Source organism: Alkalicoccus urumqiensis (genome assembly GCF_002993335.1).
Taxonomy (GTDB): Bacteria; Bacillota; Bacilli; order Bacillales; family Salisediminibacteriaceae; genus Alkalicoccus; species Alkalicoccus urumqiensis.
In genome coordinates this window covers 143,210-165,751 of the sequence record NZ_PVNS01000002.1, presented here as the reverse complement: position 1 = coordinate 165,751, position 22,542 = coordinate 143,210, and the positions used below count along the sequence as shown (strand labels likewise).

The window sequence follows — 22,542 nt, the reverse complement described above, 5'->3', positions numbered from 1 at the left end:
CCTAATCCATTAGTTGATCGAGACCGTAAACAAGTCCCGTCAAGTTCATTACATGCTCCACCGCCATTTTCACACCCGGCATGAAGGATGTCCGGTTCATGGAGTCGTGACGGATCGTGAGCGTCTGACCCTCGCCTCCGAAAATGACTTCCTGATGGGCAACTCTTCCCGGCAGACGGACACTGTGGATATGCATGCCTTCATATTCAGCCCCTCTGGCATGCTCCCAGGCTTCCGTTTCCTGTGGGTGCCCCTGCTTTTTCTCTTCCCGGACTTCCGAGATCATCTGCGCCGTTTTCATGGCGGTCCCGGATGGTGCGTCCAGTTTCTTATCATGATGCTGTTCAATGATTTCCACGTCCGGCATATATTTGGCAGCCATCACGGATAGTTTCATCAGGAGAATCGCACCTACTGCAAAGTTGGGCGCAATAACCGCTCCGGTCTGTTTCGATTCTGCCAGAATACGCAGCCTGTCGATATCGTCTTCAGAGAAACCAGTCGTACCAATCACTGCGCGGATACCTGAATCCAGAGCTGTTTCAAGGTGCTTTTTTCCCGTCTCCGGGTTGGTCAGATCAACAAGCACATCCACGGCTTCACTGCTCAGGCACTCCTCAAGCGTTTCATAAACCGTTACGTCAAGCGGCTCCATGCCGTCCGCCTCTTTCATCTGCTTTCCACCGTGTTTGTAGTCGATCACCGCCCGAAGGTTCAAGCCGTTTTCAGACTCAATCATTTTCACTGCTTCTTTTCCCATGTTTCCTCTCGGACCTGCTACAGCAATGTTAATCATGTTGATTCTCCTCCTTTTTTGTCCACCGGTCTTTATCTCTCGTCTGAAATTTCGTCATTACCTGATCAAACGCTTCCTCCAGATCAATCTCCAGCGAATTGGCAAGACAGATCAGTACAAATAGAATGTCTCCGCTCTCCTGGGACATCGAATTATCTTCTTCAGAATGCTTCTTCGGTTTCTCCCCATAGTGATGGTTAACTTCCCGGGCGAGCTCGCCCATCTCTTCTGTCATTCTGGCCATCATCGACAGCGGGCTGAAATAGCCTTCTTCAAACTGGCCTATGTATTGATCCACTTCTTTCTGCATCTGTTTCAGCGACTTCTCATTCATTTATGTCCTTCCTTTCCCATTAACAGTCTCTGGTTAATCGTAGCGGATTGAACGCCTGATGACAAATGAAGCAGCTGTTGCGGCTTGAGCGAACCTTCTATATACTTGAATCTGGTCTTTACAATGCCGCCCTGTTTCTATTACTTGAATCCCGGCCCTGGGCAGGAAAGGAGTTTTACACATGCCAGTCTGGAAACATATCCGCAATATTTTCTTCATTTTACTCGGCACAGCCATCGTCTCGTTCGGTCTCGTTTATTTTAACATGGAAAACAATCTTGCTGACGGTGGTTTTACGGGAATCACACTCGTTCTATTCTTCCTATTTGACTGGAATCCGGCCTACTCCAATATCTGGCTGAACATTCCGCTATTTATTATTGGCTGGAAAGTGCTGAGCCGGACGGCATTCATTTACACAATCATCGGCACCGCAGGGTTATCGCTGTTTTTATGGTTTTTCCAAGTGTTCCAAGTCGTCTCGCTTCCACTTCAGGATGATATGACCCTTGCTGCACTGTTTGCTGGTGTCTGTATTGGTGCCGGGCTCGGTATTGTCTTCCGGACCGGCGGCACGACAGGCGGTATTGATATCCTCGCAAAACTCGGTTTTAAATATTACGGATGGAGCATGGGGCGGACGATGTTTGTCTTCGACGCTGCGGTCATTACCAGTTCGTTGATCTACCTCGATTACCGCGAGGCCATGTATACGCTTGTCGCGGTGTTCACTGCAGCGAAGGTGATCGATTTTATACAGCAGGGGGCATACTCCGGAAAAGCGGCAATGATTATTTCAGAACACGCCCCCCGCATCTCGTCAGCTATACTTGCGGAGATGGACCGGGGCGCGACACTACTGCAGGCGAAAGGCTCCTTTACCGGCACAGAGAGAGAAGTCCTTTACTGCGTCGTCGGGCGGAATGAAATGGTGCGGTTAAAACAGCTTATTCATGAAGTCGATCCGCACGCCTTCGTCACCTTCCAGGACGTACAGGATGTTATGGGGGAGGGATTTACACTCGACAGCAGAAAACGGCCGGTGGATCCGGTTGGATAATGAAAAAAGGCAGAATGGCGTGTCTGCGCCGTTCTGCCTTGTTTCCTATTTCTATTCGTCCATCGCAAAATACATCCAGATGAAGCGGGTCAGTTCGAGAACCGCTACAAGCGCGGAAGCTACGTAGGTCAATGCAGCCGCATTGAGTACTTTTTTCGTTTCCCTTTCTTCTTCGTTACGGATAATTCCTGTGGAGACGATCTGCGTCATCGCTCTTGAAGACGCATTAAATTCCACGGGAAGTGTAACAACCTGGAATAATACAGCCGCCGCCATCAAGAAAATACCAGCGAGCATCAGCCCCTGCGAGGTAAGAAGAATGCCGCCGATAATGAAAAAGATGGAGGCGTTCGAACCAAACCCGGCAGCCGGCACCAGTGCCGAGCGCAGTTTAAGGAAGCTGTAATTTTCTGCGTCCTGTATCGCATGGCCGACTTCATGTGCGGCAACGGCAGCTCCCGCAATCGACCGTCCGTAATAGTTGCCTTCTGAGAGACGGACTACTTTTGCACGGGGATCGTAATGATCGGTCAGCTGTCCTTTTACCGGCTCGACGGACACATCATATATGCCGTTTTCGTGCAGAATCCGCTGTGCCGTTTCCGCTCCGGTCATTCCGGAGGAAGCACCTACCTTCGAGTATTTTTTATAGGTCGATTTCACACGGCTGCTTGCCCATAGCGGAATAATAATCAGCAGGCCGAAATACAATAAAAACGTGCCGGTGGAAAACATAGTCATCCCCCTTCTCATCTATACTTAAGGTCAATTTTAGTCAATGTAGTGAGGAAAAGCAAGTATTCTGCTTTTAAAGCCCATTATCGTGTGATAAATGGAAGTTTTTGTTTCCCACCCAGACGAGAAGCAGCGAAAACAGACTCAATAAAAACGTAAAATATCCAATCTGCGGAATGTAAGCATTCAACGACTGCGAAACCCATGGGTGCATATTGAACACATAATCAATGATGTCGTTATGAATTGTCCATACAGCGGTGCAGACGAGATGCCAGGTCTTTATACGGTAGAATGGGAAGTAGAGGCACCCCTGCACCGCCATCCCTCCGTGGGAAAAAATAAGCATCCAGTGAAGATAGTTCAGCTCTGTTCCGGCGGCACCGGCCGCCAGATTCATGACCACCGCCCACAGACCATACTTAATCAGGGTGACAGAAGCAAGAGCTTCCATAAGCGGCCACCTTTTCCCGGCAAGAAAAAAACCGAGAACGATCGTGAAAAACAAACTTGCCGTGGGACTGTCGGGTACAAAGGGCAGAAAATACCAGGGTGTCTGCATAAGCTGGGACTCATACCAGTAGTATCCGTAAAGCGTTCCTAAAAAATTGATGACAAAAAGTGCAGATAAAAATGATTTATTCATAAGTATGTATGGAAACCAGAACTTCATCAGGTTCCCTCCCTTTTTTAATGATGCAGCATTGATTTGACCTTCTTCACCGAGAAAGGAAAGCAGATATCTTCGCAGCTGTAGGTTCAGGAATAGATAGTCCTGTCTGCAGAAAAAAGCCGGCGACACACACTCCGCCGGCTCTTTCCTATATTACTCTTCGTTTCCTTCTTCAGAACCTTCATCCGATTCTTCATCACCGGAATCTTCTCCGCCGTCTTCACCTTCACCGCCGGAACCGCCTTCCCCATCCGGGGCCTGACCGTTATTGGCAATGAATGCTGCCAGCGTTTCAAGCTCTTCATCAGAGCCCTCGAACTGGTCTGCAGGCATGTCGCCCTGACCATTCTGAATAATATCGATGACTTCATCTGTTTCAAGCTCTGTCGTCAGAAGGTTCGGTCCCGCTGCTCCGCCGGACATATCGCCGCCGTGACAGCCGATACAGGAATCCTGTGACTGATAAATTTCATAGCCGGCAGCCGATTCATCGACTTCGACATCTTCTTCTTCATCTGCCATCTGGCCCTGCTCCGCTGCTGCTTCCCAGTCGTGCTGGTCTACAGATTCCCATGTAAGGAAAATAGTAGCGACGACACCGAGCATCATCAGCCCGCTTGCAATCGGCCGCTTATAAGGCCGGCGCTCTTTCCCGACATCCAGCCAAGGTGCAAGAAGCAGTGCTCCAAAAGCGATGCCGGGAATAATGACGGCACCGATCACCGTATATGGACCGGATGCAAATTCATACTTCAGAAGCTGGTACAGAAACAGGAAGTACCAGTCCGGAAGCGGAATGTAACTTGTTTCTGTCGGATCAGCTACACCTTCCAGCGGAGCCGGATGTGCAACTGTAAGTACGAGAAATCCGATAAGGAAGACTGCGCCGACCATCCACTCACGAAGGAGGAAGTTCGGCCAGAAGGCTTCCGTTTTACCCGGATACTCGGAATAGTCTTTTGGTATATTCGGCTTTTTTTCCGCCGGGACACGCGAGTCACCGACGAATTTCATGCCTTTTCCGCGATGCATGCAAATCCCTCCTCTTTATCCTATTTTACAATGGTCCGGAAATACCCTGCTTACGGATCATAAAGAAGTGTGCTCCCAGAAGTCCAAGCAGTGCTCCCGGCAGGAAGAAGACGTGGATTGCAAAGAACCGCGCCAGCGTCTGTGCTCCAATAACTTCCCCGCCTGCAAGAAGGATTTTCGCAAATTCGCCGACTACTGGTGCTGCTTCCGCAATTTCCAGCCCTACTACTGTCGCGAAGTAGGCTTTCATATCCCATGGAAGAAGGTATCCGGTAAAACCAAGGCCGAGGATAACAAAGAAAAGCAGAACCCCGACAACCCAGTTCAATTCACGAGGTTTTTTGTACGAGCCGGTGAAGAACACGCGGAGCGTATGTAAAAACATCATGACGATAACCAGACTGGCACCCCAGTGGTGCATCCCTCGTACAATCATACCGTGGGTGACTTCATTCTGAAGATAATATACGGATTCATAAGCATGAATAATGTCCGGTACGTAATACATCGTCAGGAACATTCCTGACAAAATTTGAATAACAACAACAAAAAAGGTCAGTCCGCCGAAACAATAAACGAACGCTGAAAAATGATGGGCCGGATTGACGTGCTCTGGTACCTCGTGGTCTGCAATATCGCGCCATAGAGGGGTGATATCGAGCCGTTCATCCACCCAGTCGTACACTTTCTGTAACATTGCTGGCCCCCCTTAATTAACCGCGCTGATTGATCTGTCCCAGGTAAATCATGCCGTCACGGACTTCGACATCGTATACATCAAGCGGACGTGTCGGCGGTGTTCCCGGAATGTTTGTTCCGTCGCGCTCAAAGCGTCCGAAATGACATGGACAGAAAAACTGATCCGGATATTCTTCATTTGTTCCAAAGTTTACAGTACACCCGAGATGGGTACATGTTGGTGAAAGAGCCAGTATCTCGCCTTCATACAGAAAGACCCACGCAGATCGGCTCTGCTCGGATGTATACCACCCGTCTACGATCTCTACATTGAAATCCACACGCTGCGGCTCCTCACTCAAGTCGTCTTCACTCAGCCCGACAGAGACGAACTCTGCACCTCCTGAAGCCTCCAGCGCTGGATCCAGCGCCATACGGACCATTGGAGCGAGCATTCCTGCTGCCATAAATCCACCTACACCTGTAAGAGTATATGTGAGAAACTGGCGTCTTGACACCCGGTGATTTTTCTCGCTCACGACTTTCCCTCCTCACTTCCGTTTCTACACACAATAATAGAAAAAATCATACTAAGACATTATCATCATAGCCTATCAAACGTTTGCATGTCAATAAATTCCCCGTCATTTGCTTTTGAAGAATAGTATATGCGAAAAGGAATTTACTTTTCTTCAGACTGCCACATATCCATCATCAACGGTACGAGCTGCTGCACCTGCTGTTCCATCGTTTTTGCAAGCTCCTGTACCTCCATATTCTCTACGGAGAATGCGGGAATCCAGAAAAGTTCTCCGAATGAGTCCGCGCTTGTTCTTCTCCACGAAGCATCGGATGTAATGAAGAGAAAATGGTTGAATCCTTCTTCCCGGAGTAATTCCTGCCAGTGTTTCAGCTGCTCCTCCGGCACCTGCTTTGTCTTTATATACGTAAAAGCCGGAAACAAGTAAACCCGCCCGGCATACTGCCGCTCCAGGTATTCCGTGAAATAACGAATGAATTCACCTGATTTCACCACGTCCTGCATATCTTTTCCGGCTGTTACCGGCATCAGCGGAATGACTGCCGTATCGACATATTCCTTTTCTGCCAGATACATCGCTGCATCTTTTTCCTTCCACTTCATCTGCTGCACCTCCTGTCCCATACATGCACAATGTGAACTTTCTTTACCGGATTACATAGATCCGGACACCGGCAGAGGCTCACTGAATGTACAATTCTTTCTGCATCGCGGCGCCCGGAACGTTTATCCAATTCTATATCAAAAAAAAGAGCCCTATGAATCAAGGGCCTTTAAATCCGAATACTGCCTGGAAAGGTCCAGAAATGCCTCCCGGTCTTTCTGCAGAAGAGCTGTATCGATTTTACCCTCCAGCGCCTCCATCTGACTGCGGCGGAGTGATTCATCCAGAACTAGTTCTGCAAGCAGCTCATTCACTGACTGCTCCACCGCATTCTCAGGCAGATACGGGTTGTCTTCCAACACTGCCGCATACTCCGGAAGGGACTGCTTCTCTTTAAAATTCAACTGGATATAAATATCCTCATTGCGGTTCAGCCGGATGTCGTGAAATGATTTTTCTGCATCCATCGTGACATGACGGTGTTTGTGAAAAGCAAAAGGCACCTGGTCCACATCTCCTGCAGAGATCATCAGCGCTTTTGGGCAGTGTTCTGCATTTTCTACAAAATGGACACGCTCCATCAGCACATCATCACTCATCAGGAAGTTCAAAAGCCACGCACACTCTCTGCGCTTGAGCTGGTATTTTTCCAGAAACCACTTTAAAAAACTGCGCTTCTCCATGACTGGTATTGGATTATTCATCCATTATCCCTCCCATTCACGATCCGGCCGGCCTGAGGTAATCCGGTATAGTTAATATTCTACCTTTTGAAGGAAAGTCCTGCAAAGAAAAGCGGTTTCTTTCTCGATTTCTTCATAAAATAGACACATTTACTCCGAGTAACCTAGCTTGCGCTGGATATCTTCACGCTCCGGGTCCAGTTCCAGAACCTGCTTTAATGCGTCTGCTGCTTTTTCTCTCTGGCCGTTTGCCGCGTATATTTCTGCTGCTTCCTCAAGAAGACGCTCATCGTGGCTCATTTGGCTGAGAGCTGCATCCATAGCCTGAGCGGCACCGCTGACATCATCTTCCTCAAACAGTGCTTTTGCGCGGAACCGTTCATAGACAGGATCAAATTCGTTGTAGTCGTCAAGAAATCGAAGCAGCTCCAATATCTCTTCATAATCTTCCTGATCATCATAAAAATACAGTGCTTCCTGCACGGCCGATACGTTGGAAGGGTTCAGTGCAATAACCCGCTTTAAAAAGTCGCGTCCTTCCTCAAGCTCCCCCCGGCCGAGAAGCAGCTCCGCCATCTGCAGGTATAATTCTTCGTTAAATTCATCGCGCTGAATACCTTCCTGCAGTACTTCTCTTGCTTCATCCCAATTTTTCATCGCCAGGTGTGCTTTCCCAAGTGCGGAATAAGCTGTCGTGTAGTCCGGGTCCTGCTCAAGCAGTTTGTTAAAGGAATCCACAGCTGTCTGATAGTCCTCCATCTGCAGAGATGTGTAGCCGAAACCAAACCAGCCATCTGCTGTAGGATTCTCTTTTAATCCTTCCCGATAGTAATCCAGGGCATCCTCAAACTGCCCGGCTGCACTGTATGCTTCCGCAAGACGAAGATTCGGATCGATCGGCAGCCCTTCAGGAAGACCCTGGTGAATCGCTCTCTTGAAATAGGAAGCTGCCTGCTGGTAATCCCCCCGGTTCAGGTAAAACTCCCCGAGGCCAAGCTGAAGCACTGCTTCTTCAGGCAGTTTTTTCAACGCCTCCAGCAGTTTCGTTTCGGCAACCTCCTCCAGCCCCTGACTCTCATAAAGGTCTGCAAGGAGCAGCCTTGCCTGAACGTACGCCGGGTCTTTTTCGGAAATATCATTCAGCATATCCAGAGCTTCTTCTTCTTTTCCGAGCTCAATGTAGCATTCAGATGCAAACGCAAACAGTTCGCCATGATCCGGATATCGGAACATCAGCTCTTCTGCAAGCTCCAGCGCTTTATCCACGAGGCCCAGTTCAAAATACAGTTCTGCAGCCGTCCGCTTCGTTTCGTCATCCGCTTCTTTAATCACTTCTTCGGTCAGTTCAAGACCTTCCTCGTGATAGCCGTTTTCAATTTTCTTTATCGCTTCCTGAAGTTTTTCATTCATTATTATCCGCCTTTCCTTGGTTCTCTGTACCGTCGTTGATTACAACACGTCGTTTTTCATACGTCAAGCAGGCCGTTTCCAATGCAGCAAGCGACCAAATGAAGAAAGCGCAGCTCCGGATTATCTTTCCGGCTGCTGCGCATCTCCCATTACGAAGGCTCAAGCGACGTTAAATCGTCAAAAAATCCTGGATAGGAAACATCAATTGCTTCTGTGCCGTTTACGAGCACCGGCGCCGTCGAAGCTGCGGCTGCCAGCGCCATCGTCATTCCGATCCGGTGATCATGAAAACTGTCAGCCCGGCCGCCGGTCAATGTTACCGGCCCCTCGATAATCATGCCATCCTCGGTGGCTCTGCAGTCGGCACCAAGGGCATTCAGCTGATTGACCACCGTATCAATACGGTTCGTTTCTTTCACCTTCAGCTCCTGAGCATCTTTAATAATCGTTGTTCCTTCTGCCTGGGTAGCGAGAAGGGCAATTGCCGGAATCTCGTCGATCAGACGGGGAATATCCGCACCATCAATCGTACAGCCTTTGAGCGGCGCATACCGCACCCGGATATCTGCCACCGGCTCTCCGCCGAGATGATATTCCCTTTCCATTGTCCAGTTGACTCCCATTCGCGTCATCACATCCAATATGCCGGCGCGCGTCGGGTTAATTCCAACGTTTTTAACGAGGATGTCACTATCTTTGATGATTGCTGCTGCAGTAAACATAAAAGCAGCAGAAGAAATGTCGCCTGGGACGTCGACATTCGTTCCTTTTAATGTAGACCCGCCTTCCACCACCGCATAATCGGGACCATTTTCAACAGAGACGCCGAAAGTCTCAAGCATCCGCTCCGTGTGGTCACGGGATTTAAATGGTTCGGACACCGTCGTTTTTCCCTCTGCGTAAAGACCGGCAAGAAGGATGGCTGATTTCACCTGGGCACTTGCAACAGGCGATAAATAATGAATAGCCTGGAGGCCGCCCCCGCGGATCGAGATAGGCGTATAGTTTCCGTACTCTCTTCCATCGATCTGCGCGTTCATCATTTTCAGCGGCCCTGTTACGCGGCGCATCGGTCTGCGGGCAATCGATTGATCTCCTGCAAGCACCGACGAAAACGGCTGACCTGCAAGAATGCCGGACAGCAGGCGGATGGTCGTGCCGGAGTTTCCGACATCCAGAAGTTCCCGCGGTTCCGTAAGGCCGTACTTCCCGTTCCCTTTCACCCGGATCTCCTGTCCGCTGTCTTCGATTTCAACGCCAAGAAGGCGCATGCAGTGCATCGTGGAAAGACAGTCCTGGCCTCTAAGAAACCCGCGGATGACGGACTCCCCTTCAGCAATAGATGCAAACAGTACAGCACGATGGCTGATCGATTTATCTCCGGGAACGACCACTTCCCCTTTAAACGGGCCGGAAGCCGGCTGAACATTCTTCTGCATAGCTGTCCCTCATTTCATGATTATGGTGCTTCGTACGTTTCATACATATGTTCTTTCAGAAGCGCTTCAGCCAGGACCAGATCGCTTTCTGACCGGAAGCTGAGGCGCAGTACGCCGAGAATACCTTCTCTCGCTTCAATAATGCGGATATTTGTAATACTGATCTGCTGCTTAGCCAGAATAGCGGTAACGTCCGAAATGACACCCGGATGGTCCGGGATGTCCACGTAAAGATCGTAAAAAGGGAGAATAGCCCCTTTCTGCCTTGACGGGAGTTTATCTCTGGACTGTTTGGCATCGTCAAAAAACGCATGCAGACCATCCGCGTCTTCTTCTTCCACCAATGTCTGGACACGGCTCATCCGCTCCTGCCATTCCGACAGCATCGGCAGAAGCACTTCTTTATTATGAACGAGGATATCCCTCCACATCGCAGGAGATGCAGAAGCAATTCGTGTGATGTCTTTAAATCCGCCTGCAGCAAGCTGCTGGACGAATGGATTTTCTTTCCCTGCATCCTCCACCTGATGGACGAGAGCAGAAGCAACAATGTGCGGAAGGTGGGAAATCAGCCCGGCAAACGTATCGTGCGTTTTCGGGTCGAGCTGCACAAACTTCGCTTTCGTCCCTTTCAGCAGATTCTGAAGCTGAATGATAGACCGTGTATCGGCGTCTTCCGACGGAGTCAGGACATAAAAAGCGTTCTCAAAAAGACGCTCCTTTGCCGCCTCAATTCCCGTTTTGTGAGAACCGGCCATCGGATGACCGCCGATGAAGACAGCTCCTTTTTTCTCCAGGAGCTTTCCTGCTTCCACTACTGTCTGCTTAGTGGAGCCTACGTCCGTTATGACAGCACCTTCTTTTAAATCTGCATTCTGCAGTTCGTGGATCAGTGAAATCGTACTTTCCACCGGCGCAGCAAGAATGATAAAGTCGGCAGCCTCTGCGGCCTCTGCAAAATCTACGGCCTCCCGGTCAATCACGCGGAGGCTCATCGCCATGCGCACCGCATTGGTATCCAGATCAAATCCCGCGATAACCGTATCCGGGTAGCTTTTCTTCACTGCAAGAGCCAGTGAGCCTCCGATCAGTCCGAGTCCGGCAATTAATACCTGTTTACTCATCAGGCTCATCCAACTCCAGCCAGCGGCGGATTTCGTTTCTGATTCCCTGATTCTGCTCCCGGGTTCCAAGTGTAATACGCACGTGCTCCGGAAAACCGAGTGCTTCACCATTTCGAACAATATAGCCGGCCCGCAGCAGCCGGTCGAACACTTCCCCGCCCGGACGGTGCACACTCAGCAGCAGAAAATTCGCTTCTGAAGGATAGTAGGAAAACCCGTGACGGTCCAGGAAGTCCGTGAACTTTCTCATTTCCTCTGCATTTTTTTCGGTGCATTCCTGAAGAAATGTCGTGTCGTCCAGCGCTGCTTCTGCTGCTGCCTGTGCGGCACTGTTGGTATTAAACGGCTCACGGCCGGGCTCCACGGCCTGTATCAGTGCTTCACTTCCGACACCGAATCCGACACGAAGGCTTGCAAGTCCGTACGCTTTTGAAAATGTCCGCAGAATGAGCAGGTTCGGATGATCCTTCAATAACGGAATGGTATCCGGATAATCCGCTGCGGTGACATATTCGTAATAGGCTTCATCACTGACAACGAGAACATCTTCCGGTACCTTGTTCAGAAAATCAAGAAATGCTGCTTCATTCACATACGTTCCGGACGGATTATTTGGGTTGCAGACGAAGACAATTTTCGTCTTTTCTGTAATTGCCTGAAGCATTGCATCCAGGTCGTGGACACCGTTTTTCAGCGGAACTTCGACCGTGTCGGCTCCTTCGATCACTGCATTGTGTTTATACTGTGGGAACGTTGGGTGGGCTGTGACAATATTCTCGCCGGGATTCAGCATTGCCCGGCAGAGAATAAGAATGACTTCATCCGATCCATTGCCGAAAAGAAGCTGTTTTTCACTGACATGAAGTTTTTCAGCCGTTTTTTCCCGGATTTTTTTTGCGTATCCGTCCGGATACACAGCGATCCCCTGAACCGCATCGGAAACCGCTGAAATGGCCTTCGGTGATGCACCGTATGGATTTTCATTGGAGGCCAGTTTCACGACCTGGTCCAGGCCGAGCTCCTGCTTCACTTCCTCCATAGACCTGCCGGGCTGGTAAGGGACCAGCCCGATCATGGATTCTTTTACTTTCACGATTCAACACCATCCTTTGCCATCAGCGCTTCCACAAATGACTGAATTTCGTTCAGCGCATCATCCGGATTTCCGGATACAAGCGCCTCTTTCCGGTCACCGATGAATTTCACCAGTGCACTTCCGACAATGACGCCGTCTGCATATTTTTGGAACTCCGCTACGTGCTCCGGCTTTGAAATACCGAAACCGGCGAGTACCGGAACGTCAGCATGTTTTTTCAGCGCATTTACCGACTCTTCAATTCCTTCAGCAAACGTGTCTCTCGTACCGGTGACTCCAAGCGACGTGACATAATAAATAAAACCATCGCCGAGGCGGCTGATCGCTTCCATTCTGCTTCGTGAACTCGGCGCAACCAGAGCGATAAGAGAAATGCCGTATTCCCGGCAGAAATTACGGAGCTCTTCGCTTTCTTCGTGGGGAAGGTCCGGAATGAGAATGGCGTCCATATCCGCATCTTTCATCAGATCGAGCGTCTCTTTCCAGCCGACAGAGAGAACGGGGTTCACGTACGTAAACAGCACAAGCGGAACCGTCAGTCCTTTTTCTCTCGCCAGTTTCGCTCCGCGCACTGCTTCGCGGAGGCTTCCTCCCTGACTTCTTGCATGGTCGCCTGCATTTTGGATAACAGGTCCATCTGCAAGCGGGTCACTGAAAGGGACGCCCCATTCAATCGCATCCACACCGGCTTTCTCCAGTCTCAGTGCAATGTCCACGGAAGCATCAAAGGAAGGAAAGCTGCTCATCATATACGGAACAAATAAATTCTGCTTCTGTTGGAATTCATCTTTTACTAAGCGGTTCATGCTTCATTTCCCTCCAATGCCTGCTGGATCGTCTGCACGTCTTTGTCTCCACGGCCGGACAGGCAGACGACGAGGATATCATCTTTATCCATGTTCCCGGCTTCTCTGTCTACAAACGCCAGCGCATGCGCGGTTTCTATCGCAGGAAGAATACCCTCGAGTTTACACAGCTTTGTCAGAGCCTCCATGGCTTCGTCATCTGTCGCCGGTTCATAGTTGACCCGCTCAATATCTCTTAGGTGGGCATGCTCTGGTCCAATACCCGGATAGTCCAGTCCTGCAGAGATAGAATATGGTTCTGTGATATTTCCGTGCTCGTCCTGAAGCAGGTAGGAAAGGGATCCGTGCAGAACTCCTTTTCTTCCTTTGGAAAGCGTTGCCGCATGCTCGGGACTGTTTACTCCCTTTCCGGCAGCTTCGATCCCGGTCAGTTTCACGGATGTGTCATTTAGAAACGGGTAGAAAATTCCCATCGCATTACTTCCGCCGCCGACGCAGGCAACGATATGATCCGGCAGACGACCGGTGCGCTCTTCGACCTGACGTTTCGTTTCTTCTCCAATCACACTTTGAAAATCCCGGACCATCATTGGATAAGGATGCGGACCGACTACACTTCCAATGAGATAAAACGTATCATTGACGTTCGCAACCCAGTGGCGGATCGCTTCATTTGTGGCATCTTTCAGCGTTTTCCCTCCGGAATGTACCTCGATAACTTCAGCACCAAGAAGGCGCATCCGGAAAACGTTTAATTCCTGACGGCGGATATCCTCCGCACCCATAAATACTTTGCAGCTGAGGCCGAAACGGGCAGCGACTGTTGCTGAAGCAACTCCGTGCTGGCCGGCGCCGGTTTCTGCAATAATCTGGGTTTTACCCATTCGTTTAGCGAGCAGGGCCTGACCTAAAGCATTGTTAATCTTATGCGCTCCGGTATGGTTCAGATCCTCCCGCTTCAGATAAATCTGTGCTCCGCCGTAGTGTTCTGTGAGGCGCTCCGCATACGTAAGTGCTGTTTCCCGGCCGGCGTATTCTTTCATTTCTTTCTGAAGCTCTTCATGAAATGCTGGATCATCCTGCGCTTCCCGGTATGCTGTTTCCAGCTCTTCCAGTGCATACATTAACGTTTCCGGTACATACTTACCGCCGAAATCACCGTATCTGCCGAGGTGGTCGGGAGCCTGATAATGCTGTTTAACCTGCTCTGCCATGGATTTGACCTTCCTTTCGTCATTCCTGTTATCCGTCTCTATGCCGGAGGAAACATCGATCCCATCCGGCTGATATTTCAACAGTTTCTGAACATTTTCGGAGGTGACTCCGCCTGCGATCAGGCAGGGGACCTGCTGCGCAGCTGCTTCGCGCCGATAGGAGGGAACAGCCTCCCAGTCAAACGAAACGCCGGTTCCTCCCCATGCAGCTTCTGTTTTGGTGTCGATAACAAAGCCGTCTGCTGTCCCTTTGAACGCCTTCATCGTTTTCAGCGAACTGCTTCCGTGATGGATCGTCTTCCATACTTCCGCGCGCGTGAGCGCCTTCAGCTTTGCTGCTTTTTTCACCGATTCATTTCCGTGAAGCTGAATGATATCAAGTCCGGCAATGTCTGCAATCCGTGCCATCGTTACATTGTCTTCATTAACAAACACCCCTGCCGTTTTCCGGTTCTGCTTCCCGTGGCTTTTTATCCACCTTTTTACGTCCTGTGGGTGCACACGCCGCTTACCGGGCGCAAAAATAAAGCCGATATAATCAGAGGAGGCCGAGAGTGCAGTTAAAAGATCCGATTCACTGCGCGTTCCGCAGAATTTTAAGAGCGTCATGATTCATCACCGAACAGACTTTCAAGAAACTGTCTGCGGTCACTGCTTTTCATAAAGCCTTCTCCAATCAGAAGCCCACGGGCTCCGTGATTCTTCAGGTAATCGGCATCTGCTTTGGTATGAACACCGCTTTCGCTTACAAATAATGAAGACTCAGGCATCATCGGAGCAAGTCTCTTCGAGATCGTTAAATCCGTCTCAAACGTGCGGAGGTCGCGGTTATTTACGCCGATCAGACCAGGGGTCAGGACGCGGAGTACCTGTTCCAGCTCTTCTTCGCTGTGTACTTCCACCAGCGCCTCCATGCCAAGCTCTTCCGCCTGAAGATAAAGTTCTTTCAGCTGCTCCGGATCGAGAATGGCAGCAATGAGCAGAATGGCATCTGCTCCGATACGGTCTGCTTCGAGGACCTGCACAGGGTCTATAATAAAGTCCTTCCGCAGTATCGGTGTTTTCACTGAACGGCGGATCGACGTTAAATATTCCGGTGCTCCCTGGAAAAAGTCGCGATCCGTTAATACGGAAATTCCGCTCACCTGCAGTTTTTCATATTCTTCAGCAATAGCTGTCGGATGAAAATCCTCCAGAATGACTCCTTTGGACGGAGACGCTTTTTTCACTTCAGCAATCAGCCCCAATGGGTAACTGGAGGCGCGGAGCGATTCAGCGAGTGACCGCTTTGTGCCTTCGATAAGGTGTGTTTCCGGAACAATTAGAGAAGCAATCTCCTCTTTTTTCCGGTCCGTAATTTTATCCAGGATTGTACTCATGTTACGATTTCCTCCTCCTGCTGCAGTCGTTCCAGATGTTGAAGAACCGGGGTTCCGAGAAGAGCCTCCGCCTGCTTTACGCCTTCACGGATCGAGTCAGCCCGTCCCATGACATAGAGACCGGCGCCCGCATTCAGCAGCAGCAGCCCCCGGGCAGAATCAGACCCTTTCTGCTCAAATACAGATTTGATAACAGCAGCACTTTCTTCTGCGTCCGCGGAAACAGCTCCGCTCAAATCCGTCATCGATGACAGACCAGCATCCTCCGGTGTCATCGTATATTCATGAAGCTTTCCATCTTTCAATTCAATGATTGTGGACGGCCCCTGGATCGTAATTTCATCCATGCCGTCGCTGCCTGAAACGAACAGCGCGCGCTCAATCGGCAGATGCTTTGCTGCTTCCGCCATCTTTCTCGCCATCTCCACGCTGTAAACGCCGATAACTCTTCTGCTCGCACCTGCAGGATTCGTAAGCGGTCCAAGCACATTGAAGATCGTCCGGATTCCGAGCGCTTTACGAACCGGCCCTACATATTTCATCGCTTCATGGTAAAGCGGTGCGAAGAAAAAAGAGAGGGAATGTGTTTCCAGCATTTTAGCCGCTTCTTTTTCCCGGTGCTGCACGGGAATGCCGAGTACTTCCAGAACGTCCGCACTTCCTGATTTTGATGAAACACTCCTGTTTCCATGCTTCGCTACCGGTACGCCTCCGGCACTTAGAAGCAGTGCGGAAGCTGTGGAAACATTGAACGTGCCCGTACCGTCTCCGCCGGTGCCGCATGTATCAAGCACCGGCTGCGGAACATGTACCGATGCTGCTTTTTCTGTCATGCCTGCTGCAAAGCCGCTTATTTCCTCCGGTGTCTCCCCGCGGTATGCGAGAACGGAGAGAACAGCAGCTGTCTGCTCATTCGTCATGTTACCGCTCATCATTTTATCGACAATCTGTCTTGCCTCTTCTATGCTCAGCTTTTCTCCACTCATTACCTTAGTCAGCGTCATTTGCCGTGACCTCCTCCTGGTATCTCTGCTCTGCTATTTTCACTGCGTAAAGCAGTGCTCTTGCTTTATTTCTCGTCTCTTCCCATTCTAATTCAGGAACGGAATCCTGAACAACTCCTGCGCCTGCCTGGACATAAACACGCCCGTTTTTCAGTACCATCGTCCGGATCGCAATACAGGAATCGATGGCCCGGTTGTATCCGTAGTAGGCAACAGCACCTGCATACACACCGCGGTGCATCTGTTCAAGCTCCTGAATAATTTCCACGGCACGGACTTTCGGTGCCCCCGAAACAGTTCCTGCCGGATGAGCTGCGTAAAGCGCCTCAAAAGGGTGAACGTTTTCGCGGAGCCTGCCGGTGACACGTGTCGTTAAGTGCATCACATGCGAGAAGTACGAGACGTGCATCATATCGTGGACCCGGACGGAACCGTAGTCACTCACTCTGCCTATATCATTGCGTGCCAGATCAACAAGCATCAAATGCTCTGCCTGTTCCTTTTCGTCTGCAGAGAGCTCAGCAGCAAGCGCTGCATCTTCCTCGCTGTCTCTGCCACGCTTTCTCGTACCGGCGATCGGATGAATTTCCAGCTCCCGGTCCTCATCTGCTTTCACGAGACGCTCCGGAGAGCTGCCGATGATTTCCTGGTCGAGAAAGCGAATGTAGTAAAGGTAGGGGCTTGGATTTACTTTCCGTAGTACTCTGTACAGGGAGAGACCGTCCGTAGATACAGGGGTCTCGAACCGCTGCGAAAGAACAGTCTGAAACACATCTCCTGCTGCGATATATTCTTTTACAGCAAGAACAGCGTTCTCAAATTCTTCTTTCGTATAGTTTGAAGCCACACCTTCAAAGACGTCGTCTGCAGAAATATCCACTGCCGATGGAACGAGCGGCAGAGAGACGGCAGAAGGAAATTCAATCTGCTGCATAATCGACTGGATCCGTCCGGCTGCCTTGTCATAGGACGGGCGTTCTTCTTCAGCAGACTGAAAATGGACGATCGTCAATGTTTCTTTTTGATGATGGTAGGCAAGGATCGTATCGCAGAACATGAAATGCACATCATGCCCTTCGTCTTCCAGCCGCTTTATGCGCGGTTCGTAGTAACGGAAACCTTCAAAGCCGAGGTAGCCGACGGCCCCTCCCGGAAATGGAATATCCGGAAGCGCCTCCGGCAGATTCTTCTCTGCCATGACCCTCTCCCACGCTTCCTCCAGCGTATTTTCCTGCCAGAGAATGGTCCCGTCAGCGGAGGCATATTCAAAGACACCTTCCGAATCTCTCAGGTAACTCGAAGGGCGGAGACCGATAAAGGAATAATTGGACCATGGAGAAACCGGATCGTTGCTTTCCAGCAGAAATGCTGCTTCCTCATCAAATAGATGAAACAGCTGAATCGGAGTTTTCGTGTCGGCAACAACGGAGACTGAAAGTGGTACAGTTGCATAGTTTTCTGAAAGTTTTTGGAACTGTTCTTTTGATAATGAATACATATGGGGATCACCTCATCTGATCGGTAGATGGAGGCGGAGGTGCCGCGAGAAGAATGTAGGTGAAAAACTGCACGTGTGGTGCTGAAAAAAGAAACTCTGCTCTACTCTGCTGGTGCTCCGCTCAACTCTACTCTGCTCTACTCTCTTACTTTTTCTCAGCTCGTTAGCGACCATGATACGTCCTCACCCTTCGTTTGTCAAGGAAAGGTCCGGACGGAGCTTTTCTGCTTCATTCAGGTACACGTGACGGACATCCTTCTGCGGTACATGGACCTCTGCACTGACCATCAGGCGGATACACTTCCTGATACTTCCCGGTACGGGAATCTCCTGAGCACACATAACAGGAACATATTGATAATCTTTCATTTCGCGGAGAGCCCGCGCAGGAAAGGTCGATGTTAAATCGTCCGTAACGGTAATTATAACGTGGGAAATCGACTCCGGCTGCAGACTGTTCTCCGATTCTATTTTCCGCATTAATTCTTCTGTCGCCTGCCAAACCGCTTTTTCATCATCTTCAGGTACAGTCGTCGCTCCGCGGATACCTCGTATCATGTCAGCCCCTCCTTTTCGAGCAGTTTCCGGACTTCTTCTTCCGGAACGGTGCATAGCTCCGGACGCCCGAGTTCGTGGAGCAGCACGAACCGGAGCGTACCATCTGCTGCTTTTTTATCGATACGCATCCGCCTGATCAAATCATCAATGCGGAGATGTTTATCTATTTCTGTCGTATAACCAAGCCTCGTCAGCATCTGTTTTAATTCATGAATCGGAAGATCGGCCTTCAGAATGTTCCGGCTTAATTCAGCTGCAAACAGCATACCGACAGCAACCGCTTCCCCGTGCGTAAAACGGCCGTAGCCGGCAGCGGATTCCAGTGCATGGCCGAGCGTATGACCGAAATTTAAAAAGGCACGCTTCCCTTTTTCGCGCTCATCCTCTTCGACAATCCGGGCTTTTACCTGAATCGAAGCAGATAAAAGTTCTTCCATCTTTGACTTTGGAAACTTTGTCAGACTTGGAACAAATTGATCCAGCCACGAAAACCAGCTGTCCCCGCTGATCCAGGCATGTTTTATCACTTCCGCAAAGCCGGAGCGGAGTTCTCTTTCCGGAAGTGTTTCAAACGTTTCCGGATCATAGATTACCGCAGATGGCGCGTGGAACGAGCCGATTAAGTTTTTACCGGCAGCGTGATTGATTCCCGTTTTTCCACCGACACTGCTGTCATGCGCTAAAAGCGTTGTCGGTATCTGAACAAAGGAAATGCCCCGCATAAACGTAGCCGCCGCAAATCCTGCAAGATCTCCGGTCACTCCGCCGCCAAGGGCGCAGATGACCGATTTCCGGTCAAGGCCTGCTTCCAGTGCCGCCGTCAGAAGGCGGAAGTATTCTTCCTGCGACTTGGATTCTTCCCCTGAAGGGATGATATAAATGTCCGGACGTTCCGCAAATGAGGCAGCTATATCCTCCAGATAATGGGATGCAGCGTGCTCATCTGCTGCGATCAGCACTCTGGAATGACCGGGAACCGAAGCATTTACAAGGCTTCCGACGCGGTGCCGCACCCCTCCTTCAATATGAATCGGGTACGTGCGGGCTTCCGCACGTACCTCCAGAGTATGACCCATTAAAACTCCCTCGCTTCGTTCATGTAATTCTCATACGCCTGCTTGATATCCTCCAGCGTATCCGAACCGAACTTCTCCAGAAAAGCATCGGCAAGCTCCCATGCGACAGCTGCCTCCGCCACAACAGCTGCTGCAGGTACTGCACAGCTGTCAGAACGCTCGATGGAAGCTGTGAATGGTTCCTTGGAATCGATATCCACACTCTTCAACGGCTTATAAAGTGTCGGAATCGGCTTCATCGCACCGTGAACAACGACAGGCATGCCATTTGTCATTCCGCCTTCAAAACCACCAAGGCGGTTGGAGCTTCGGTGAAAGCCCTGCTCCTCATCGTAGGCAATTTCATCATGCACCTGACTTCCTTTCATCCGGGCAGCTTCAAAACCGAGGCCTATTTCCACCCCTTTGAAAGCGTTGATGCTGAGAACGGACTGAGCTATTTTTCCGTCCAGTTTCCGGTCATAATGAACGTGGCTTCCGAGCCCGATCGGCACATTCTCTGCAATGACTTCGACAATTCCACCGATGGAATCGCCGTTCTGCTTCGCATCATCGATCGCCTGCTTCATTTTTTCGGATGCTGACTCATCCATGCAGCGGACTTCCGAGTTCTCTGTCTTCTCTTTGAGCGCTTCAACGGTTGTAAACGGCTGCTGCTCTGCTTTGACATCTCCAATTTCAAGGACATGTCCAGCAAGATGGATGCCGAACTGACGAAGAATAACCTGAGCAAGAGCACCGACTGCGACCCGCACGGTCGTTTCACGGGCACTGGAACGCTCGAGAACATTCCGCATGTCCCGATGGCGGTATTTAATCGCTCCGTTCAGATCCGCATGTCCCGGACGAGGCCGGGTAATTTTCCGCTTCACTTCCTGTTCCTCTTCTTCCGATAACGGTTCAGGCCCCATGATCTTCGTCCAGTGCGTCCAGTCTTTATTTTCAACGACCAGCGTAATCGGTGCTCCCGTTGTTTTCCCGTGGCGCACTCCACTCATAATTTGAACCTGGTCTTTTTCAATCTGCATACGGCGTCCACGGCCGTACCCTTTCTGACGCCGTGCAAGATGTTCATTAATGTCTTCTGCCGTCAGCGGAAGCTGGGACGGTACTCCTTCAATAATCGCGGTCAGCTGTGGACCGTGTGACTCTCCTGCTGTTAAAAATCTCATGCTATTCCCTCCACATTTCTCTTTATCGCTTTTATGCGTTAAATTGTCATATTGCTATTGTTCCTTATTTCGGCTCTCTTTTCAAGTAGTCCGCTCAAATTTTTCAGCATGTCTGCGGAAAAATGTCGTTGCAGCATATCAGTATGTGCCGCACCCGGGAGTACAATTAATTTCCTACTGGAGCTTTTTTGTAAAAAAACGTATCTTCCGGTATGAGCCCGTACTGCTCCGGTGAGAAAATCTGCTCGGTACTGCCGACAAATAAAATGCCTCCCGGTTTTAACGATGCTGCAAAGCGGTGATAAATTTCTTTCTTTGCTTCTTCCGTGAAATAAATCATTACATTTCTGCATAAAATCAAATCCATGGATGACGGATAGGCATCTGCCAGCAGATTATGACGTTTAAACTGTATCGACTTTTTAATCTCGCCTGAAATACGCAGTCCCATCTCTTCCTTGATAAAGTACTGTTCTTTCTCCTTTTCAGTTACTTCCTTCAATGCTTTTTCTGCATAAAAACCGTGCCCCGCCTTATCCAGAATCGACTGATCCAGATCCGTGGCCAGTATGGAAAACTGATCAGGCCTCATATGCTTTCTCAGAAGAATCGAGAGAGAATAAGGTTCCTCACCGGTCGAACAGGCTGCACTCCAGACAGACAGGCGGCCCCGTTCTGCTTTCAGAGCCGGAAGAATGCGGCTGTCCAGAACGTCCCAACGGCCTTTATTACGGAAAAACTCCGATACGTTGATCGTCATCCGCTGGAGAAACTCCTCGAACATTTCCTGATTCTGCTGCATCGCATGAAAGTAGTCACGAAAGCTGGAAAACCCCCTCTTATCACGAAGTGACGTCAGCCGGCGCTTCATCTGTGCTTCTTTGTAAAGTGACAAATTAATACCTGTTTTCTTGTAAACCTGATTGATAAACTCCTGATAATCATCCATCGTATGTTCCGCTCCATCCCATTCATCGTTTCACTTTTTCACTCAGGACAGCTGTTTTATCCGGGAGGAACTCACCGTTTCCCCGCTGCTTGATTGAAAAAGTCATTTTGGCACGTAAAAAGCCGTATTCGTCTATTTTAACAGACGAATACGGCTCTGAGAGATCGTTTTTATGAAATAACAGAATTTTTACCCGTTTCAATCAGCTCATGCTTCTGAAAGAAAAGATTGATTTCCCGCTCCGCACTCTCCGGTGAATCAGATCCGTGAATAACGTTCTCGGATTTTTTCACAGCGAGATCTCCGCGGATCGTACCCGGTGCTGCTTCAGCGGGATCTGTGCTCCCGATCAGCCGGCGGGCTTCCGCTATCATTCCTTCGCCTTCCCAGACCATGGCAAAAACAGGGCCGGATGTAATAAACTCAACAAGATCGGGAAAAAAAGGACGTTCTTTATGCTCTGCGTAGTGCTGCTCGGCAAGAGCCTGCTCCATCTGCATCAATTTAGCTCCGCGGAGTGTAAATCCTTTCTGCTGAAACCTCGTTAAAATCTCCGCTATGAGACCTCTGCGGACCCCATCCGGCTTAATCATAATAAAAGACTGTTCCATTGACATCATCTCCTGTCTCATTCCTATGTAATTCTATCCCAGTATAGCAAAGCAGGGACTTTTTGACAAC

24 protein-coding genes are annotated in these 22,542 nt (G+C 49.9%); 1 reads left to right on the top strand and 23 read right to left on the bottom strand.

Translation table 11 applies throughout. The annotated features are described in order from the left end of the window. Position 1: 1 nt before the first annotated feature. Positions 2-796 (bottom strand): 4-hydroxy-tetrahydrodipicolinate reductase, encoded by a 795-nt coding sequence (dapB, locus tag C6I21_RS02605; RefSeq protein ID WP_105957869.1) that lies wholly within the window; start codon positions 794-796, stop codon positions 2-4. Further along, positions 789-1,130: a nucleotide pyrophosphohydrolase gene (locus C6I21_RS02600; protein WP_105957868.1), complete on the bottom strand. Its 342-nt coding sequence runs from the start codon at positions 1,128-1,130 to the stop codon at positions 789-791. Before C6I21_RS02600 ends, dapB begins: the two co-directional genes overlap by 8 nt. 181 nt (positions 1,131-1,311) lie before the next feature. Here C6I21_RS02600 and C6I21_RS02595 point away from each other — a divergent pair, with 181 nt between their 5' ends. After that, on the top strand, positions 1,312-2,190 hold the full coding sequence (locus tag C6I21_RS02595; RefSeq protein WP_105957867.1) for a YitT family protein: 879 nt from the start codon (positions 1,312-1,314) through the stop codon (positions 2,188-2,190). Between the two features lie 51 nt (positions 2,191-2,241). On the opposite strand, the gene C6I21_RS02590 is transcribed toward C6I21_RS02595, so the two are convergent. The 21 genes from C6I21_RS02590 to ndk all read right to left on the bottom strand — a co-directional run bounded on the left by C6I21_RS02590 (position 2,242) and on the right by ndk (position 22,472). Further along, the gene (locus C6I21_RS02590; protein ID WP_105957866.1) at positions 2,242-2,925 is read right to left on the bottom strand and encodes a zinc metallopeptidase; all 684 of its coding nucleotides are present in this window, start codon (positions 2,923-2,925) and stop codon (positions 2,242-2,244) included. A gap of 73 nt (positions 2,926-2,998) precedes the next feature. Further along, positions 2,999-3,598, bottom strand: a complete 600-nt coding sequence (gene lhaT / locus C6I21_RS02585) for a lipoprotein heptaprenylglyceryl N-acetyltransferase LhaT (protein WP_105957865.1) — start codon at positions 3,596-3,598, stop codon at positions 2,999-3,001. Positions 3,599-3,751: 153 nt separating this feature from the next. Further along, positions 3,752-4,630, bottom strand: coding sequence for a menaquinol-cytochrome c reductase cytochrome b/c subunit (locus C6I21_RS02580; protein ID WP_105957864.1), 879 nt, complete (start codon positions 4,628-4,630; stop codon positions 3,752-3,754). Positions 4,631-4,655: 25 nt separating this feature from the next. Beyond that, complete coding sequence (gene qcrB / locus C6I21_RS02575; RefSeq protein ID WP_105957863.1) at positions 4,656-5,327, bottom strand: menaquinol-cytochrome c reductase cytochrome b subunit; 672 nt, start codon at positions 5,325-5,327, stop codon at positions 4,656-4,658. 16 nt (positions 5,328-5,343) lie between these two features. Then, positions 5,344-5,847: a QcrA and Rieske domain-containing protein gene (locus tag C6I21_RS02570; protein WP_105957862.1), complete on the bottom strand. Its 504-nt coding sequence runs from the start codon at positions 5,845-5,847 to the stop codon at positions 5,344-5,346. A 143-nt stretch (positions 5,848-5,990) separates the two neighbouring features. Further along, positions 5,991-6,452, bottom strand: a complete 462-nt coding sequence (locus tag C6I21_RS02565; RefSeq protein ID WP_181186049.1) for a DUF2487 family protein — start codon at positions 6,450-6,452, stop codon at positions 5,991-5,993. Positions 6,453-6,605: 153 nt separating this feature from the next. Beyond that, entirely contained in the window at positions 6,606-7,157 is a 552-nt protein-coding gene (locus C6I21_RS02560) for a ReoY family proteolytic degradation factor (RefSeq protein WP_105957860.1), read from the bottom strand. Between the two features lie 129 nt (positions 7,158-7,286). Next, the gene (locus C6I21_RS02555; RefSeq protein WP_105957859.1) at positions 7,287-8,546 is read right to left on the bottom strand and encodes a tetratricopeptide repeat protein; all 1,260 of its coding nucleotides are present in this window, start codon (positions 8,544-8,546) and stop codon (positions 7,287-7,289) included. Between the two features lie 149 nt (positions 8,547-8,695). After that, the gene (gene aroA / locus C6I21_RS02550) at positions 8,696-9,985 is read right to left on the bottom strand and encodes a 3-phosphoshikimate 1-carboxyvinyltransferase (RefSeq protein ID WP_105957858.1); all 1,290 of its coding nucleotides are present in this window, start codon (positions 9,983-9,985) and stop codon (positions 8,696-8,698) included. Positions 9,986-10,005: 20 nt separating this feature from the next. Then, complete coding sequence (locus tag C6I21_RS02545) at positions 10,006-11,109, bottom strand: prephenate dehydrogenase (protein WP_105957857.1); 1,104 nt, start codon at positions 11,107-11,109, stop codon at positions 10,006-10,008. After that, on the bottom strand, positions 11,102-12,202 hold the full coding sequence (gene hisC, locus C6I21_RS02540) for a histidinol-phosphate transaminase (RefSeq protein WP_105957856.1): 1,101 nt from the start codon (positions 12,200-12,202) through the stop codon (positions 11,102-11,104). Before hisC ends, C6I21_RS02545 begins: the two co-directional genes overlap by 8 nt. Further along, a complete protein-coding gene (gene trpA, locus C6I21_RS02535) occupies positions 12,199-13,011 on the bottom strand; it encodes a tryptophan synthase subunit alpha (protein WP_105957855.1) in 813 nt (270 codons plus the stop codon). Before trpA ends, hisC begins: the two co-directional genes overlap by 4 nt. Then, the gene (locus C6I21_RS02530; RefSeq protein WP_105957854.1) at positions 13,008-14,834 is read right to left on the bottom strand and encodes a bifunctional phosphoribosylanthranilate isomerase/tryptophan synthase subunit beta; all 1,827 of its coding nucleotides are present in this window, start codon (positions 14,832-14,834) and stop codon (positions 13,008-13,010) included. The genes trpA and C6I21_RS02530 overlap by 4 nt, the downstream gene beginning before the upstream one ends. Further along, entirely contained in the window at positions 14,831-15,595 is a 765-nt protein-coding gene (gene trpC / locus C6I21_RS02525; RefSeq protein WP_105958014.1) for an indole-3-glycerol phosphate synthase TrpC, read from the bottom strand. The genes C6I21_RS02530 and trpC overlap by 4 nt, the downstream gene beginning before the upstream one ends. Before the next feature lie 5 nt (positions 15,596-15,600). Continuing rightward, the gene (gene trpD / locus C6I21_RS02520) at positions 15,601-16,608 is read right to left on the bottom strand and encodes an anthranilate phosphoribosyltransferase (RefSeq protein ID WP_105957853.1); all 1,008 of its coding nucleotides are present in this window, start codon (positions 16,606-16,608) and stop codon (positions 15,601-15,603) included. Then, positions 16,595-18,106 (bottom strand): anthranilate synthase component I, encoded by a 1,512-nt coding sequence (gene trpE / locus C6I21_RS02515; protein WP_105957852.1) that lies wholly within the window; start codon positions 18,104-18,106, stop codon positions 16,595-16,597. The genes trpD and trpE overlap by 14 nt, the downstream gene beginning before the upstream one ends. Positions 18,107-18,289: 183 nt before the next feature. Next, positions 18,290-18,664 carry a chorismate mutase gene (gene aroH / locus C6I21_RS02510; protein WP_105957851.1) on the bottom strand — a complete coding sequence of 125 codons (375 nt, stop codon included), beginning with the start codon at positions 18,662-18,664 and terminating at the stop codon, positions 18,290-18,292. Next, the gene (gene aroB / locus C6I21_RS02505; RefSeq protein ID WP_105957850.1) at positions 18,661-19,740 is read right to left on the bottom strand and encodes a 3-dehydroquinate synthase; all 1,080 of its coding nucleotides are present in this window, start codon (positions 19,738-19,740) and stop codon (positions 18,661-18,663) included. Before aroB ends, aroH begins: the two co-directional genes overlap by 4 nt. After that, on the bottom strand, positions 19,740-20,912 hold the full coding sequence (gene aroC, locus C6I21_RS02500; protein ID WP_105957849.1) for a chorismate synthase: 1,173 nt from the start codon (positions 20,910-20,912) through the stop codon (positions 19,740-19,742). Before aroC ends, aroB begins: the two co-directional genes overlap by 1 nt. A 166-nt stretch (positions 20,913-21,078) precedes the next feature. Beyond that, positions 21,079-21,861, bottom strand: a complete 783-nt coding sequence (locus C6I21_RS02495; protein WP_105957848.1) for a CheR family methyltransferase — start codon at positions 21,859-21,861, stop codon at positions 21,079-21,081. Positions 21,862-22,031: 170 nt separating this feature from the next. After that, positions 22,032-22,472, bottom strand: a complete 441-nt coding sequence (ndk, locus tag C6I21_RS02490) for a nucleoside-diphosphate kinase (RefSeq protein ID WP_105957847.1) — start codon at positions 22,470-22,472, stop codon at positions 22,032-22,034. Between the last annotated feature and the right edge of the window lie 70 nt (positions 22,473-22,542).

Bases quoted from the DNA above. Each gene is read 5' to 3' on its own strand.
- dapB (WP_105957869.1), bottom strand. From the start codon at position 796: ATGATTAACATTGCTGTAGCAGGTCCGAGAGGAAACATGGGAAAAGAA.
- C6I21_RS02600 (WP_105957868.1), bottom strand. From the start codon at position 1,130: ATGAATGAGAAGTCGCTGAAACAGATGCAGAAAGAAGTGGATCAATAC.
- C6I21_RS02595 (WP_105957867.1), top strand. From the start codon at position 1,312: ATGCCAGTCTGGAAACATATCCGCAATATTTTCTTCATTTTACTCGGC.
- C6I21_RS02590 (WP_105957866.1), bottom strand. From the start codon at position 2,925: ATGTTTTCCACCGGCACGTTTTTATTGTATTTCGGCCTGCTGATTATT.
- lhaT (WP_105957865.1), bottom strand. From the start codon at position 3,598: ATGAAGTTCTGGTTTCCATACATACTTATGAATAAATCATTTTTATCT.
- C6I21_RS02580 (WP_105957864.1), bottom strand. From the start codon at position 4,630: ATGCATCGCGGAAAAGGCATGAAATTCGTCGGTGACTCGCGTGTCCCG.
- qcrB (WP_105957863.1), bottom strand. From the start codon at position 5,327: ATGTTACAGAAAGTGTACGACTGGGTGGATGAACGGCTCGATATCACC.
- C6I21_RS02565 (WP_181186049.1), bottom strand. From the start codon at position 6,452: ATGAAGTGGAAGGAAAAAGATGCAGCGATGTATCTGGCAGAAAAGGAA.
- C6I21_RS02560 (WP_105957860.1), bottom strand. From the start codon at position 7,157: ATGAATAATCCAATACCAGTCATGGAGAAGCGCAGTTTTTTAAAGTGG.
- C6I21_RS02555 (WP_105957859.1), bottom strand. From the start codon at position 8,546: ATGAATGAAAAACTTCAGGAAGCGATAAAGAAAATTGAAAACGGCTAT.
- aroA (WP_105957858.1), bottom strand. From the start codon at position 9,985: ATGCAGAAGAATGTTCAGCCGGCTTCCGGCCCGTTTAAAGGGGAAGTG.
- C6I21_RS02545 (WP_105957857.1), bottom strand. From the start codon at position 11,109: ATGAGTAAACAGGTATTAATTGCCGGACTCGGACTGATCGGAGGCTCA.
- trpA (WP_105957855.1), bottom strand. From the start codon at position 13,011: ATGAACCGCTTAGTAAAAGATGAATTCCAACAGAAGCAGAATTTATTT.
- C6I21_RS02530 (WP_105957854.1), bottom strand. From the start codon at position 14,834: ATGACGCTCTTAAAATTCTGCGGAACGCGCAGTGAATCGGATCTTTTA.
- trpD (WP_105957853.1), bottom strand. From the start codon at position 16,608: ATGACGCTGACTAAGGTAATGAGTGGAGAAAAGCTGAGCATAGAAGAG.
- trpE (WP_105957852.1), bottom strand. From the start codon at position 18,106: ATGTATTCATTATCAAAAGAACAGTTCCAAAAACTTTCAGAAAACTAT.
- aroH (WP_105957851.1), bottom strand. From the start codon at position 18,664: ATGATACGAGGTATCCGCGGAGCGACGACTGTACCTGAAGATGATGAA.
- aroB (WP_105957850.1), bottom strand. From the start codon at position 19,740: ATGGGTCATACTCTGGAGGTACGTGCGGAAGCCCGCACGTACCCGATT.
- aroC (WP_105957849.1), bottom strand. From the start codon at position 20,912: ATGAGATTTTTAACAGCAGGAGAGTCACACGGTCCACAGCTGACCGCG.
- C6I21_RS02495 (WP_105957848.1), bottom strand. From the start codon at position 21,861: ATGGATGATTATCAGGAGTTTATCAATCAGGTTTACAAGAAAACAGGT.
- ndk (WP_105957847.1), bottom strand. From the start codon at position 22,472: ATGGAACAGTCTTTTATTATGATTAAGCCGGATGGGGTCCGCAGAGGT.